Origin of the sequence: Jidongwangia harbinensis, from assembly GCF_020216025.1 — a bacterium.
Lineage (GTDB): Bacteria > Actinomycetota > Actinomycetes > Mycobacteriales > Micromonosporaceae > Actinoplanes > Actinoplanes harbinensis.
Map to the genome: position 1 here is coordinate 357322 of NZ_JAIWNC010000005.1, position 15477 is coordinate 372798.

General features: G+C 71.7%; 13 protein-coding genes and 1 riboswitch. Of the genes, 7 read left to right on the top strand and 6 right to left on the bottom strand.

Annotated elements, in window-relative coordinates:
- Positions 1 to 33 precede the first annotated feature (33 nt).
- Together LDL48_RS10290 and LDL48_RS10295 are read left to right on the top strand one after the other, a co-directional pair.
- Entirely contained in the window at positions 34 to 1080 is a 1047-nt protein-coding gene (locus tag LDL48_RS10290; protein WP_225254798.1) for a LacI family DNA-binding transcriptional regulator, read from the top strand.
- 13 nt (positions 1081 to 1093) lie between these two features.
- A complete protein-coding gene (locus LDL48_RS10295) occupies positions 1094 to 1585 on the top strand; it encodes a metallophosphoesterase family protein (protein WP_225254799.1) in 492 nt (163 codons plus the stop codon).
- A 17-nt stretch (positions 1586 to 1602) separates the two neighbouring features.
- On the opposite strand, the gene LDL48_RS10300 is transcribed toward LDL48_RS10295, so the two are convergent.
- On the bottom strand, positions 1603 to 2991 hold the full coding sequence (locus LDL48_RS10300; RefSeq protein ID WP_225254800.1) for an ATP-binding protein: 1389 nt from the start codon (positions 2989 to 2991) through the stop codon (positions 1603 to 1605).
- 102 nt (positions 2992 to 3093) lie between these two features.
- Positions 3094 to 4515 (bottom strand): glycine hydroxymethyltransferase, encoded by a 1422-nt coding sequence (locus LDL48_RS10305; protein WP_225254801.1) that lies wholly within the window; start codon positions 4513 to 4515, stop codon positions 3094 to 3096.
- Positions 4516 to 4534: 19 nt separating this feature from the next.
- Positions 4535 to 4637: riboswitch (ZMP/ZTP riboswitch) on the bottom strand.
- 369 nt (positions 4638 to 5006) lie between these two features.
- On the opposite strand from LDL48_RS10305, the gene erm reads away from it, so the two are divergent.
- A complete protein-coding gene (gene erm / locus LDL48_RS10310; protein ID WP_225254802.1) occupies positions 5007 to 5786 on the top strand; it encodes an ErmE/ErmH/ErmO/ErmR family 23S rRNA (adenine(2058)-N(6))-methyltransferase in 780 nt (259 codons plus the stop codon).
- Between the two features lie 99 nt (positions 5787 to 5885).
- Here erm and LDL48_RS10315 read toward each other — a convergent pair whose 3' ends face one another.
- From LDL48_RS10315 to LDL48_RS10330, 4 genes are all read right to left on the bottom strand, one after another.
- The gene (locus LDL48_RS10315) at positions 5886 to 8960 is read right to left on the bottom strand and encodes a discoidin domain-containing protein (RefSeq protein WP_225254803.1); all 3075 of its coding nucleotides are present in this window, start codon (positions 8958 to 8960) and stop codon (positions 5886 to 5888) included.
- A gap of 84 nt (positions 8961 to 9044) precedes the next feature.
- The gene (locus LDL48_RS10320; RefSeq protein WP_225254804.1) at positions 9045 to 10109 is read right to left on the bottom strand and encodes an aldo/keto reductase; all 1065 of its coding nucleotides are present in this window, start codon (positions 10107 to 10109) and stop codon (positions 9045 to 9047) included.
- A 9-nt stretch (positions 10110 to 10118) separates the two neighbouring features.
- The gene (gene nhaA / locus LDL48_RS10325) at positions 10119 to 11396 is read right to left on the bottom strand and encodes a Na+/H+ antiporter NhaA (protein ID WP_225254805.1); all 1278 of its coding nucleotides are present in this window, start codon (positions 11394 to 11396) and stop codon (positions 10119 to 10121) included.
- Between the two features lie 67 nt (positions 11397 to 11463).
- Positions 11464 to 12270: an SDR family NAD(P)-dependent oxidoreductase gene (locus tag LDL48_RS10330; RefSeq protein ID WP_225254806.1), complete on the bottom strand. Its 807-nt coding sequence runs from the start codon at positions 12268 to 12270 to the stop codon at positions 11464 to 11466.
- 90 nt (positions 12271 to 12360) lie between these two features.
- On the opposite strand from LDL48_RS10330, the gene LDL48_RS10335 reads away from it, so the two are divergent.
- From LDL48_RS10335 to LDL48_RS10350, 4 genes are all read left to right on the top strand, one after another.
- Complete coding sequence (locus LDL48_RS10335) at positions 12361 to 13545, top strand: zinc-dependent alcohol dehydrogenase (protein WP_225254807.1); 1185 nt, start codon at positions 12361 to 12363, stop codon at positions 13543 to 13545.
- A 15-nt stretch (positions 13546 to 13560) separates the two neighbouring features.
- A complete protein-coding gene (locus LDL48_RS10340) occupies positions 13561 to 14403 on the top strand; it encodes a class I SAM-dependent methyltransferase (protein WP_225254808.1) in 843 nt (280 codons plus the stop codon).
- Between the two features lies 1 nt (position 14404).
- A complete protein-coding gene (locus tag LDL48_RS10345) occupies positions 14405 to 14977 on the top strand; it encodes a copper resistance CopC family protein (protein WP_225254809.1) in 573 nt (190 codons plus the stop codon).
- A gap of 217 nt (positions 14978 to 15194) precedes the next feature.
- On the top strand, positions 15195 to 15477 hold a 283-nt coding region (locus LDL48_RS10350), incomplete at its 3' end, for a sigma factor (protein ID WP_272493025.1).

Below are 15477 nucleotides of genomic sequence, written 5' to 3' on the forward strand. Positions count from 1 at the left end.
GGTCACAATGTCTGACCAGGACGGGGAGGTGCGGTGCGACAGCCGGACGACCGGGCCGTGCGGCCGACCATGAACGACGTGGCCCGGACCGCCGGCGTGAGCCTCAAGACCGTGTCGCGCGTGATCAACGGTGAGCCGACCGTCGCGCCGCACCTGGCCGAGCGGGTCCGGGCCGCGGTGGACGCGCTGCGCTACCGGCCGAACCTGGGCGCGAGCATGCTGCGGCGCAACGACCGGCGTACCCGGACCATCGGGGTACTGCTCGAGGACGTGGGCAATCCGTTCTCCGCCGCCCTGCATCGCGCCGTCGAGGACGAGGCACTCGCCCGCGGCGTGCACGTGCTGATCGGTAGCGTCGACGAGAACCCGCAACGCGAACGGGACCTCGCCCGGGCCTTCGCCGAACGGCACGCCGACGGCCTGATCGTCGCGCCGGCCGGCGACGACCAGAGCTACCTGGCGTCCGAGCTGCCGGCCGGCACCCCGGTGGTGTTCGTCGACCGGCAGGGCACCGGCTTCGCCGGCGACTCGGTGCTGGCCACGAACGTCGTCGGTGCCACCGAGGCGGTACGCCACCTGATCGCACACGGGCACCGGCGCATCGCGTTCCTCGGCGACCACGCCCGGATCGCCACCGCCCGCAGCCGGTACCGCGGCTACCTGGACGCCCTCGGCGAGGCGGGCCTGGAGCCACCGGCCAAGCCCGAACTGCACCACTGGTCCACCGCGGAGAGCGCCACCCTGACGCTGTTCGGCCGGGACCACCCGCCGACCGCTCTGTTCACCGCGCAGAACCTGGTCACCATCGGCGCGGTCCGGGCCCTCCGCCGGCTGCGGCTGCACCGCGACGTGGCACTGGTCGGCTTCGACGACTTCCCGCTGGCCGACCTGGTCGAGCCGGCCGTCACGGTGGTGGCCCAGGACCCCGCCGCGATGGGCCGGACCGCCGCCCGGGCCCTGTTCGAACGCATCGACGGCGACCGGCAGCCGCCCCGCGAATTCTGGATCCCCACCGCGCTGATCCGCCGCGGCTCCGGTGAACTGCCACCCCACCCGGTCCGGGCCCGCGCCACGCTGTGATTCCATCGGGGGCGTGCGCCTGCTGCTGATGTCCGACACCCACGTGCCGAAACGCGCCCGGGACCTACCCGCCCCGCTGTGGGCCGCGGTGGACGCCGCGGACGTGGTGATCCACGCCGGCGACTGGGTCGACGTGCCGCTGCTGGACGCGCTGTCCGCACGGGCCGCGCACCTGGTCGCCGTCTACGGCAACAACGACGGCCCGGAGCTGCGGGCCCGCCTCCCGGAGATCGCCCGGGTGACACTGGACGGCGTGCAAATCGCCGTGGTGCACGAGACCGGCCCGTCGACGGGCCGGGACGCCCGCTGCGCGGCCCGGTTCCCGGACACCGACGTGCTGGTGTTCGGCCACTCCCACATCCCCTGGGACAGCGTCGCGCCGACCGGGCTGCGGCTGCTCAATCCGGGCTCACCCACCGACCGCCGGCGCCAGCCGCACGCCACCTACCAGACCGCCACGATCATCGGCGGCACCCTGCAGGACGTGCAACTGCACAACCTGTGACCGGTTTCCCGCCGGCCTTAAGAGTCGATCGCTGCGAGAATGTCCGCCGGGGTGAACGTCCGGACGTCGGGATGGCCGGCGAGTTCGTCGCCGGCACCATGGGACCAGAACGCGAAGCTGAGCCCCGCTCCGCCCGGGGCCGACAGGTGAGCGGCCCGGCGCTGTAGATCACGCAGGTCACGCCGGATCAACGGCTTGGCCTGCCAGCGGCATTCACCGACGAGAACCGGATGATCGCCGCTGATGCCCAGTACGTCGATCTCCGCCGTCTCGTTCTTCCACCATCGTCCGATCACCGTGTCGTCCGGCAATTCGCCCGCCGCTACCAGCCGCTGGGCGTGGTCCCGGGCCACCGCCTCGAACACCCGCGCGACGTGTGTCTGCCAGCGACCCGCCGTTCGTCTCTGCACGGCGGCGCCCTGGCCGCCCTCGATCAGATCGGCGTCGTCACGCAGGACGGCGAACCAGTACGCGAGATAGTCGTCGGCGATCTCGTACGTGGGATCAGCGGAACCCCCTGAACCGAGCGAGCGGACCGTACGTACAAAGCCCGCCCGCCGAAGACGGTCGAGGGTGTAGTCGATGCGCTGCTGCGCCCGGCCCGCGATCCGAGACCGCCGCCGGGCCCCGCCGGCCATGGCGGTGAGTACGCGTTCGTAGCCACCACGCCAGTCGAGGTCCTCGGAAAGGATGTCCGGCGCGTCGCGCAGGAGCACACCGCCGGGAGTGAAGGCCAGCTCGTGCAGGTTGTCCTCGACCGATCCGCCCGCCGACCAGCGGTTGAGGTGCAACGGGTAGCCCCCGCAGGCCGCATACGCCTCGATGAAGTCCGCGGGCGACAGATCGGGCTGGAACGCTCTTGCGTCGATCAGCGGGAACGGATCCATCCGGCGCTCCACGCCGGCCCGGCGATGGAGACCACCCTGGGGACCGAGCATCTGCTCCATCACGGTGACCGCCGACCCGGAGAGCACCAGCAGGAGGCGCTGGTCGCGGATGTGGTTCTCCCACACTGCCGACACCGTGTCGGCGAAGTCGGCGGGCCCACCGGTCAGACGGGGCGCCTCGTCCAGCACGACAAGTAGCGGCTCGGTCCGGGCCAGCCCCGCCACGAACCGCAGTGCCGCCTCCCACGTGGCGAACGTCGCGGGAGCGAGGTCGGCAACCTCCTCGCCGAGTTGTTCCCGCAACGACTCCGCGAAGCGGCGCAGTTGCCGGTCGTCGTTGTCCTGGCGGGTAGCCGTGAAGTACACGGCTCGCTTTCCAGCCGCGAAATGACTCAGCAGGAACGTCTTGCCGACGCGCCGGCGTCCCCAGACCACCGCCAGCTCGGGCTGGCCGGTCTCCACGCGGGCCCATGCGGCGGCCAGCTCCGCCTGCTCCGCGCTACGACCGATGAGTGACACATACTCAGCGTAGTACAAACTGTTTGTGGTACAAGCTGTTTGTACTATCGGCGGAGAAAGCGGCGGCCGGCGCCCTCGGGGTGCCGGCCGCCGGGGACTACGTCAGCCCAGGTCGACCTGGGGGTACAGGGGGAATTCCGCGAGCAGCTCGGTGGCCTGCTTGCTGACCCGGTCGGCGACCGCCGGGTCCAGGTCGAACTTGGCCTTCGAGGCGCCCGGCTTGGTCTGGGTGAGCACCGTGTGCATCAGCTCGGCGATCTGATCCATCTCGGCGGTGCCGAGGCCGCGGCTGGTCAGCGCCGGCGTGCCGATCCGGATGCCGGACGTGTACCAGGCACCGTTCGGGTCCTGCGGGATCGCGTTGCGGTTGGTGACCACGCCCGAGTCCAGCAGCGCCTGCTCGGCCTGCCGGCCGGTGAGGCCGTACTTGTCCACGTCGATCAGCACCAGGTGGTTGTCGGTGCCGCCGCTGACCAGGGTGGCGCCGCGCCTGGTCAGGCCCTCGGCGAGCGCCTGGGCGTTGTCGACGATGCGCTGGGCGTACCCGGCGAAGTCGGGCTGCCGGGCCTCCGCGAACGCGACCGCCTTCGCGGCCATGACGTGGGCCAGCGGGCCGCCCAGCACCATCGGGCAGCCGCGGTCCACCTGGTCGGACAGTTCCGGCTGGCAGAGGACGGCACCGCCGCGCGGGCCGCGCAGGCTCTTGTGCGTGGTGGTGGTGACGATGTGCGCGTGCGGCACCGGGTCGAAGTCCCCGGTGAACACCTTGCCCGCGACCAGACCGGCGAAGTGCGCCATGTCCACCATGAAGGTCGCGCCGACCTCGTCGGCGATCTCCCGCATGATGCGGAAGTTCACCTTGCGGGGGTACGCCGAGTAGCCGCCGACGATGACCAGCGGCCGGAACTCGCGCGCCGTCTCGCGCAACGCGGCGTAGTCGATCTGGCCGGTCGCCGGGTCGACGCCGTAGCTGCGCTGGTCGAACATCTTGCCGGAGATGTTCGGGCGGAAGCCGTGGGTGAGGTGGCCACCCGCGTCCAGCGACATGCCGAGCATGCGCTGGTTGCCGAACGCGGCACGCAGCTCCGCCCACTCCGCGTCGGTGAGGTCGTTGACGTTGCGCTTCTGCGCCTTGGCCAGCGCCGGCGCCTCCACCCGGTCGGCCAGGATCGCCCAGTACGCGACCAGGTTGGCGTCGATGCCGGAGTGCGGCTGCACGTACGCGTACGGCGCGCCGAACAGTTCCTTGGCGTGCTCGACCGCGATCGCCTCGACGGTGTCCACGTTCTGGCAGCCGGCGTAGAAGCGGCGCCCGATGGTGCCCTCGGCGTACTTGTCGCTGAGCCAGTTGCCCATGGCCAGCAGCACCGCCGGGGAGGCGTAGTTCTCGCTGGCGATCAGCTTGAGCGACTCGCGCTGGTCGTGCAGTTCCTTGGCGATCGCGTCGGCGATGCGCGGCTCGACGGCGCGGACCACGTCGAGAGCGGAGCGGAATGCGGTGGATTCGGCGTTCAGTGCAGACATCGGACCTCCCTATCACAGGTGAAGAGGCCCAGGCGCACGGCAGTCGGCCCCGGACGTGCTCCGGGAACGGGACCGCTCCCCGATGGTTGGCCCATCCGAACGCGCCAGTCACGGCCCGCCGACCAGCATACCGGCGGTCGCCCGACGGCGCGATCGAGCGACGCTGGTGTTCCACTGGAGCGCTCCAGTGGAACACCAGCGTCGCCTGGGCACCGCCCGTCCGGCGGCGAAAATTCGGCTGACCGGCCCCGCCTGGACCGATACGGTCGGGCAATGATCACGACGCACGCACTCCTCGCGACGGCGCTGACGCCCGCGCGAGGATCGTTGCACTCGATCCGGCTGCGCACCGGGCGTCCGGCCCTGGCCCGCGCCATGTAGGTTTCCGCAGCTCGCGCCCCAGGGCCCCGAAGTCCTCATCCGAGACGGACGGGCCGCGATGACGCCTGTCCGGGTTCGCCGCCGTCCGGCGGCAGACGGGACCTACGGCCATGGCGCCAGCATCCTCACCGCGGCGGGAGCACGCCCGCACCCGCCGCGCGTTCAGTCAGAACTTCCTCTCCGACCCCGCCGCCATCCGGCGCATCGCCGACGCCGCCGGCCTGCACCGCGCCGACCTGGTGTACGAGGTCGGCGCCGGCCGAGGCCGGCTCACCACGGAACTCATCCGGCGATCCGGACACGTCGTCGCGTACGAGGTGGATCCGCGGATGGCGGCCGCACTCCCCCGGCACGACCGGCTCACCGTGCGCGCCGAGGACTTCCTCGCGGCCGGCCCGCCACCGGAGCCGTTCACGGTGGTCGGCAACATCCCGTACGCGCTCACGTCCGCGGTCGTCGACTGGTGCCTGCGCGCTCGTACGCTGGACCGGGCCACGCTGGTCACCCAGCTGGAGTACGCCCGCAAACGCACCGGCGACTACGGCCGCTGGTCCCGGCTCACCGTGCGGACCTGGCCGGAGGTGTCGTGGCGACTCGCCGGGCGCCTCCCGCGCACCGCGTTCCGGCCGGTACCCCGGGTGGACGGGGGCATCCTGCAGCTGACCCGGCGCCCGGCGCCGCTGGTGCAGGCGGGACTGCTGCCGGCGTACCGTGCGCTGGTCGATCTCGGTTTCACCGGCCTGGGCGGCTCCCTGCACGCCACGCTCAGCCGCCGGTACGGCGGGCGGCGGGTGGCGGCGGCCTTCCGGGCGACCCGGCTCGGCACCGATCTGCCGGTCGGCGCGGTGTGGCCGGAGCAGTGGCTGACGCTGTTCCGCCTGCTCCGCTGACCTCTCAAGATCAACGCCAGTGGAACACCAACGTCGTTATCGACCCGCCATTCCGGCGTTGGTGTTCCAGTGGAGCGCTCCACTGGAACACCAACGCCGTCAGCCCAGCACCGCGCACTCGGTCAGTTCGGCGTCGCCGGCCTGCCAGCCGTCGACCACCACCGCGACGTACCGGGCGGACACCCGCACCGGGGCCGCCACCACCCGGCCCGGCTTCGGCAGCCGCGCCACCGGCGTGTACGTCAGGCCGTCCGTGGACCGTTCCAGCCGCACCGGCCGCCGCCGTCCGCCGGTCCAGGTCAGCCGGATCGCGGTGAGGTCACGCACCCGGCCCAGGTCCACCACCATCCGGCCGGCCGGGCCGGGCCGCCAGGAGGTACGGGCGTCGCCGTCCACCGCGCGGCCCGGTGACGTCATGCCCACCGGCAACGGCGACGTGGGGAACGTGGTGCGGCCGCGGGCGTGGTCCGACGTCGGCGTCACCGGCCGCCCGGCCGGCACGGTCAGCGCGCGGGACCGGCCGGCCGGCACGCGGATGCGCGCGGACCAGGGGCCGGACCGCAGGGTCACGGTGGCCGCGTAGTCGCCCGGCGCGGTGACCGTCACGTGGTGCGAGTCGGTCACCTGGAAGCGGGTGCCCACCGGCGCGAAGCCGTCCACGGTGAACCGGGGCGGCTCGACCCGGGCGGTGCCGGCCGGCTGGGACACGGTCCAGGTCATCCCGTCCCGTTGCACCACCTGGGTGCCGAGGTAGAGGCGCCGGCTGCCGGGCAGGGTGACGGTGGCACCGGCGAACCCCTCCGGCGTGAGGTTGAAGACGCTCAGGTAGCCGTCCGCGTCGCTGACCCGGAGCCCGTCCGGTGCGGTGGGTGCGCGCCGGGCGGCCGCCGCGGCCAGGTCGACCGTGCGGTCGGCGTACCCCTCGATGGTCGTGGGTCCGGCCGGGCCGGATGCGGCGATGACGCCGGTCGCGGTCACCGTGATCGGCCGTTCGGTGTCCCGGATCACCAGTCCGGCCCGGCCGTCGATGTCGACCCAGCCGCCGTGCAGCGCGAACGCCTGCGGCACGGTCACCGCGTCGGTCCAGATCACCGCGTCGGTGGAGGTCTGCACGACGTACCGGGTGCCGTACGCGGCCTCCCAGTGCAGCCGCACGCCGGACACCGTCACCGTGGAGCCGAGGTCGACGGCCAGCCAGCTGTCCGCCCGGCCGCGTTCCGTCCGGTCCACCGCCCAGCGGGTTTCCGGGTTTCCGTCGGTGGCGTTGTACGCCGGATACGTGACGTCGGACGAGGACGCCGTGGCGAGTGCGCCCTGGGCCAGGTCGGCGCCGTCGGCGTCGAGCACGCTGATCGTCCACATCGAATAGCCGTACTGGTTGGCCGCCTGGCGGCCGAGCATCCGCACGTAGCGGGCCTGCCGGGGCGGGAAGGCCAGTTCGTCGATCCCGCCGTCGCCGCCACCGCCGCCGCTGCCGCTCAGATGGAGGCGGCTGGCGTCGCTGGCGAACGTGCGTTCGCCGGTCAGGCCGGGTACGCCCGGCATGGCCAGGTTGAACAGCGTGAGCCCGCCCTCGTCCACGCCGAGGCCGCTGCTGGCGTAGACCACCGTGCCGGTCGGCAGCGTGGTGTAGCCGGCGTACTCCTCGCCGTAGGCCAGCACGGTCGCGGTCGCGTCGGCGCCGTCCCGTTCGGCCTGGTACGTAGTGGTCCAGGTGGCGGTCGGCGCGTGCACGCCGGCCGGCAGGAACGCCGCCGCCCGGGTGTCGACGAGCCAGTTGTCGTGCTGCGGCTGCCAGAGGAGACGTTCGAACCCGGACTTGGTGACGGCGGCGGCGAAGGCGTTCGGGGTCTGCTGCACGGTCAGCCCGACGGCCGGCCCGAAGTCGCGGGTGCCGGCCGCGCCGGCGAAGAACGCGGCCGGGGACACCGGCGGGGTGGGGGTGCCGCGGTGGCGGTGGAACAGGTACGCGATGGCGAGTTCGGCGCGGGCCTCCGGCTCGTACTTCTCCTCGCCGCTGAACTTGGTGAGCCGGTACGCGGGCGCGTGCCGCAGGTACGGCTCCAGCCGGGCGACCAGGTCGGCCTCGGCCCGGGCCGCGTCCGGGTCGCCCTGCACCTGGGCCAGGAAGGCGAGCGGCAGCACGTCCCGGCCGTACAGGTGGTAGCGGTCCGCGACCATCGGCATCACCGGTTCACCGGCGTCGCTGGCCAGCAGTTTCAGCGTGTCCCAGAGCTGGCGGCCGTTCGGCTGCCGGGTCAGCACCTCGGGCAGCGGCTTGCCGGCGGCCAGGAAGTGGATCGCCACCCGGCCCGCGGTACGCCACAGCTCGGCCTGGTAGTGCGGGTGTGCGGCGTCGTGGTTCTCCACGATGAACGTGTCGTGGATGTTGTGCGCCTTGCTGCGTTCCCGGATCGGCAGCCCGTCCACCCGCGCCGGGTTCGCCCGGTCCGCGGCGGGCAGCGCGCTGGCGTTGGTCATCCACTGCAGGAACCGTTCGCGCAGGACCCTGTCGTTGCCGGTGCCCCACGCCAGGCCGGGGGCGATCGCCTGGGCGTACACCCCCATCTCCTCGAGTTTGGTGTCGCCGGTGAACGCGCCGGCGAGCCCGTTCGGCGTCCAGCCCCCGCTCAGCGGGTCGTTGCCCACACCCAGACCGGCCGCGTACGCCGCCTGCCCGGTCGCGATGGCCTGGACGTGGTTCCGGGTGCCGTCCTCCAGGTCGGCCCAGAGGATCCGCGCGGCGAGGATGAAGTAGAGCTCGAACGTGGAGTCCCAGAACAGCTGCCGTCCCCACCCGGTGCCGCCGGCCAGCCGGTTGGTGGCGGCGTACCGCTTGATGGTGGCGAGCGTGCGGTCCCTCAGCACGGTGCGTGTCACGCCGGCGAGTTCCGCGTCGTAGTCCTCGACGGTGAGCAGAACCGCGTTGCCGAGCACCGCGGTGAACCGGAAGTCGGCGGCCCGGTACGCGCCGATGCCCGGGTCCCACTGCTGCTCCACCCAGCGGGTGTGCAGGTGGAGCAGCCGGTGGTAGGCGTCGGCGACCGGATCGGCGGCGGGCCGCGACCAGGGGAGCCGTCGGGTCGCCGCGCCGGCGGCGGGCGGACCGGCGGCGAGTGCCCCACCGAGCGCGCCGCCGAGCGCGAAGAACTGGCGGCGGGACAGCGGCACCATGAAACCTCCACGGTGAGGGGATAGCGAGCCGAAGGTGGGGAAGCTTAACTCCTGCCCCAATCGTCCATCTCGTACCGTCCGGTGTCAGGAGGTACGGCGGCGGCGCCGGAACGGATCGGTCAGCGCCACCGGCTGGTAGCCGCGGTCGGCCGGGTTCACCGTCGTACCGGGCGGCACGATCTCGTCGATCCGGTCCAGGATGTCGGTGCTCAATGTCACGTCCGCGGCACCGAGCTGGGATTCCAGGTGCGCCATCGTCCGCGGGCCGATGATCGGCGCGGTCACCGCGGGGTGCTGCAGGACGAACGCGATCGCCATGTGCACCAGGGAGATCCCGGCCTCGTCGGCGAGCTTGCCGAGCGCGTCGGCGGCGTCCAGCTTGCGCTGGTTGGCCGGGATGGACAGGTCGTAGCGGGCGGGGATGCGGTCGCGGCGGTTGGACCGCGGCGCCTCCTGGCCCCGGCGGTATCCGCCGCTGAGCCACCCGGCGGCCAGCGGGCTCCACGGGATCACGCCCATGCCGTACCGCTCGGCGACCGGCAGCACGTCGGCCTCGATGCCGCGGACCAGCATCGAGTACGGCGGCTGTTCGGTGGTGAACCGGCCGAGCCCGCGCCGTTCCGCGACCCAGTGCGCCTCGACGAGTTCGTGCGCCGGGTACGTGGAACAGCCGAACGCCCGGATCTTGCCCTGCCGCTGCAGGTCGGTGAGCGCGGACAGGGTCTCCTCGATGTCGGTCGCCGGGTCCGGCCGGTGCACCTGGTACAGGTCGATCCAGTCGGTGCCCAGGCGGCGCAGGCTCTCCTCCACCTCGCGCACGATCCAGCGCCGCGAGTTGCCCCGCCGGTTCGGGTCGCCGGTGGTGCCCGCCGGTGCGTCGACCGGCACGCCCATCTGCGCGTGCACCTTGGTGGCCAGGATCACGTCGTCGCGGCGGCCGCCGGCCAGCGCCTTGCCGACGATGATCTCGGATTCGCCCTGCGAGTACATGTCCGCGGTGTCGATGAAGTTGATGCCGGCGTCCAGCGCCCGGTGGATGATCGTGATCGACGTGTCGTGGTCCGGTTCTCCCCAGGCGCCGAACATCATCGCTCCCAGGCAGAGCGGGCTGACCTGCATTCCGGTACGTCCGAGGCTGCGATATTCCATGCCCCGAACCTATGCGCCCCGGTGCTCTTCGAACACATCCGGTACGCCGTCGGCGTTCAGGTCGACCGCCTCCTCGGCGCACAACCGGCGGTAGTGCCGGTTGCGGACCCGCAGCACCACGGCGGCGAGCAGCGCGGCGAGCAGCGAGCCGGCCAGCACGCCGATTTTCGCCTGGTCGTCGCGGGCGGTGCCGGCGCCGTACGCCAGCTCCCCGATGAGCAGCGACACGGTGAAGCCGATCCCGCCGAGCAACGCCAGCCCGAAGACGTCCCACCAGCTCAGCCCGTCGGCGAGCCGGGCCCGGGTGAACCGCTGCACCAGCCAGGTGGCCGCGGTGATGCCGATCGTCTTGCCGAGCACCAGCGCCAGCACGATGCCGACGGTGACGGAGGCGGTCAGGTCGCCGCCGGCCACGGTGACCCCGGCGGCGAAGAACGCGAACACCGGCACCGCCACCCCGGCCGACAGCGGCCGCCACCGGTGCTCGAAGTGTTCGGCCAGTCCCGGCCCTTCGCCCGCGGCCCGCCGTCGGACCGGGACGGCGAACGCCAGCAGCACGCCCGCCACCGTGGCGTGCACCCCGGAGGCGTGCACGAGCACCCAGGTCGCCCCCGCCAGCGGTAGCAGCAGCCACCAGGACCGCACCCGTCGTTGCACCAGCACGGCGAACACGGCCAGCGGCAGCAGCGCCGCGGCCAGCGGGAGCACCGCCAGGGAACTGGAGTAGAAGATCGCGATGATGGTGATCGCCAGCAGGTCGTCGACCACCGCGAGGGTGAGCAGGAACGTCCGCATGGCGCTGGGCAGATGGGTGCTGAGCACGCCCAGCACGGCCAGCGCGAACGCGATGTCGGTGGCGGTCGGCACGGCCCAGCCGCGCAGCGCGCCGGCCGTACCGGCGTTCACCGCCACGAACACCAGTGCCGGGACCACCATGCCGCCGACCGCGGCGGCCACCGGCAGCGCGGCCCGCCGCGGGTCCCGCAGGTCACCCGCGACGAACTCGCGCTTCAGCTCCAGGCCCGCGACGAAGAAGAAGATCGCCAGCAGGCCGTCGGCGGCCCAGGTGGCCAGCGTCAGGTCGAGATGCCAGGAGGCCGGCCCGATCTGGTACGCGGCCAGATCGCGGTAGGCCTGCCGCCACGGTGAGTTGGCCCACACCAGCGCGACCACCGCGGCGCCGAGCAGCAGTAGTCCGCCGGTGGTCTCGGTGCGGAGGACATCACCGATCCGGCGGACCTCGGTCCAGCTGCCGCGGCCGAACAGGGTGGTGTGCTTGGTGGCCAAGAAAAACCTCCGGAGGGGTCGCCGACGACGTCGCCGACCAGACTTCCCGGCACACCCTGGCTACAGCCTACTGGTCGCCGGACCCGGGTTCGGCCATCCGGCCGTGCATCTTCGCCTTGGCGCTGTCCGGCATGACCTTGGCGGCGGCGCCCTGCACCTTGGTCTTCACCGAGCCGGCGACGACCTTCTCCTTGTCCTTCATGAGTGCCTCGAAGCCCTGCTTGGCGACCACCGCGGGGTCGTCCTTCTTACCGGCGCCGACCCGGGTGTCGTCTATCTCGGCGCGGTGGAAGAAATTCGTGTCGGTGGGCCCGGGCATCAGCGAGGTGATCACCACGTCGGTGTCGGAGAGTTCCTCGCGCAGCGCCTCGGCGAAGGACTGCACGAACGACTTGGACGCGTTGTACACCGCCTGGTAGGTGCCGGGCATGGTGGACGCGATCGAGGACGTGAACAGCACCCGGCCGGCGTTGCGGGCCACCATGTCGGGCAGGACCCGCTTGGCCAGGTGCACGGTCGAGGTGACGTTGACGTCGATGACGTTCAGTTCCTCCCGCAGGTCGGTCTGGCGGGTGAAGTCGCCGCCGATGCCGCGCCCGGCGTTCAGCGCCAGCGCGTCCACCGGGCGGCCGGTGGCGAGCACGGCCGCGTAGACCTCTTCCACGCCGTCGTACGTGGCCAGGTCGGCGCGGACCGCCACCACCTGGTTCTGTCCGTCCCGCCGCAGGTCGGCCGCGGTCTCCTCGATGACCGCGTCCTCCGCGGTGACCAGCACGTCGAAGCCGTTCTGGACGAACTGCTTGGCGAGTTCGTACCCGATGCCACTGGACGCGCCGGTCACCACGGCAAACGGATTGCCAGTTGGTGTCGTCATGTCGTACCTCCTTGTCAGTGCCGACTGACTGCCCGCGAGCGACCGGTCTAATCCCGGAATATCCGGGCGCACGGCGGGCACACCTACGTCATGAGAGCTCTGACCTGGCAAGGCACGCAGAAGGTGTCCGTGGAGACGGTCCCGGACCCCAAGATCCAAGAGCCGACCGACGCGATCGTACGCATCACCTCGACCGCGATCTGCGGCTCCGACCTGCACCTTTACGACACGCTCGGGATGTTCCTCGACAAGGGGGACGTGCTGGGCCACGAGCCGATGGGCATCGTCGAGGAGGTGGGTCCCGAGGTGACCCACATCCGGCCCGGCGACCGGGTGGTCATCCCGTTCAACATCTCCTGCGGGTACTGCTTCATGTGCAGCCGCGGCTTCTTCGCCCAGTGCGAGACCACCCAGGTGAAGGAGCACCACAAGGGCGCTTCGCTGTTCGGCTACACCAAGCTGTACGGCCAGGTGCCCGGCGGCCAGGCCGAGTACCTGCGGGTCCCGCAGGCGCACTTCGGGCCGATCAAGGTGCCGGACGGCCATCCGGACGAGCGTTACCTGTTCCTCTCCGACGTGCTGACCACCTCGTGGCAGGCGGTGAAGTGGGCGGACGTGACGCCCGGCTGTACCACCTTCGTCACCGGCCTCGGCCCGATCGGCCAGATGAGCGCCCGGATCGCCCGGTACCTCGGCGCGGAGCGGGTGATCGCCACCGACAACGTGCCGGAGCGCGTCGAGATGGCCCGCCGGAACGGCATCGAGGTGCTGAACTTCGACGAGGTCGACGACGTGCCCGCGGCGGTGCTGGAGATGACGAACGGCCGCGGCGCGGACAACGTCATCGAGGCGGTCGGCATGGAGGCGCACGGCACGCCGTTCCAGGAGTTCGCCCAGCGAGCCGCCGGCCTGCTGCCGGACGCGGTCGCGCGCAAGGCGATCGACAAGGCCGGCGTGGACCGGCTGGCGGCACTGCGTACCGCGTTCGCCGCGGTCCGGCGGGCCGGCACGGTGTCCATCATCGGCGTGTACGGCGGGCAGGCGGACCCGATCCCGATGTTCGACCTGTTCGACAAGGGCGTCACGCTGCGGATGGGACAGGCGCACGTCAAGCAGCACGTCGACGAGATCATGCCGCTGCTGACCGGCGACGACGACCCGCTCGGCGTGGACGACCTGGTCACCCACCGGGTGCCGCTGGACGAGGCGCCGCACGCGTACGACATCTTCAAGAACAAGCAGGACGGGTGCATCAAGGTCGTCCTCAAGCCCTGACCCCACACTGGACGGATGACCTCCGACGACGGATCCACCAGGGAGCTCGCGGAGACCTATGCCGACGGTGGCTTCCTCGACGCCAAGTGGGACGTCATGCGACGGCACCGCACCAGCGCACAGAGCTTCGAGGACTGGTTGCTGGACCAGCTGCCGATCCGGCCCGGCCTGCGGGTTCTCGACGTGGGCGCGGGCTCCGGCCGATTCGCCCTGCCGCTGGCCCGGCGGCTGGGCGAAACCGGCCGGGTGGTGGCGCTGGACCTGCTGCCCGAGGTGATGGCGCCGATCCGGCGGTCCGGGCTACCCGTCGCGACGGTGGTCGGCGACGCCAACGAGCCGCCGGCGGATCTGGGCCGGTTCGACATCGTGCTGGCCGCGCACATGCTGTACCACCTGGACGACGTGGTCGCCGGGGCGCGCGCGCTGGCCGGGCTGCTACGCCCGGGCGGGCTCTTCGTGGCCACCACGAACGTCGGCGTCGGCATGCGGGAGATGTTCGAGCTCCACCTCGCCGCCATGCGCGAGCTTGGACTGCCCGCCGAGGACACCGCCGAGCCGGAGCGGTTCGGCGGTGACACCGGGCCCGCCCTGCTGCGCCAGGTCTTCCCGGAGGTGCGGCGCCGGGAGTACGACGGCGGGTTCGTCGCGCCGTCCGCCGACCCGGTGTTCGCCTACTACGCTGCCACCGAGTTGTACCGGCGGCCGATGCGCGACGACCGCATCCCGATGCCGACACGGCTGCGACTGGCCCCGACCTATGTGCATCTCGCCCAAGAGACGATCAACGATGGTGGCCCGTTGCACGTACACAAGGACATGGTCGCGTTCTTCTGCCGCGGCACCGACTCCGGGGAGTGACATGAGAATCGTCCGTACCGTGGCCGCAGTGCTTCTCGGGGTGGCCGTGGCCGTTCCGCTGGGCGCCGCACCGGCGTGGGCGCACAACTCGCTGACCAGCGCCCAGCCGGCCAAGAACGCGGTCCTCACCAGGGCGCCGAAGGAGATCCGGCTGACCTTCCTGCAGAAGCCGGACAGCGCGTCGATGTCCATCAAGGTGACCGACGCCGGCGGACAGCCGGTGGCGGTCGGCGCGCCCGAGGTGGACGGCATGGCGAGTGTGGCGTCGATCACCGGGCCCCTCCGCAACGGTGTCCACACCATCACCTATCGGGTGGTTTCCCGGGACGGCCATCCGGTCCAGGGGTCCTACCGGTTCACCCTGGACGACCCCGAGGCCGCCGAGAAGGAGCCGTCGGCCGCGCCGGCGGCGTCCACCGCCCCGGCCACGGCCACGCCGCTCGCGGTGGTGCCGGCAGCCGGTTCGTCGGACGATTCCCCCTGGTCAACCACGGTGGTCCTGGCCCTCCCGGTGATCACGCTGGCGATCGGTCTGATCATCTTCTGGCTCGCCCGGCGCGGCCGTCGTCATTGAGCGTGGTCGCTCGATTACATAAAGTGACTCATACTTTCGGCTAGTCAGGGCTGGCCCTCTCGGTTAGTGTCGTCATAACCGAACGGCCTAGCATGCGTGCATACCGGCAAGCGACAGAACGCCGGGATTCATGGAGCTGATAGCGACACCTGATCCACCCGGGCCCCCGCACCCCCAGGGGCCGGCTCTCCGGACAGGTACCAGGGAGGACCACAGCATGACCGTTACGACGCAGGCGACCACCGAGTCCACGACCGAGACGTCCGAGACCGTGCTCGTCCAGGCGCCCGCGGACAGCGCCGCGGACCTGCTCAACGCGATGGCAGCAATGCCCGTCGGGCACCCGTCCCGCGCCACACTGCGTGACCGGGCGATCGAGGCGTGGCTGCCGCTGGCCCGCCACCTCGCCCACCGTTACTCCGGCCGCGGCGAGCCCACCGACGACCTGGTCCAGACCGCCACCGTCGGACTCATCAAGGCCGTCGACAAGTTCGACCCCG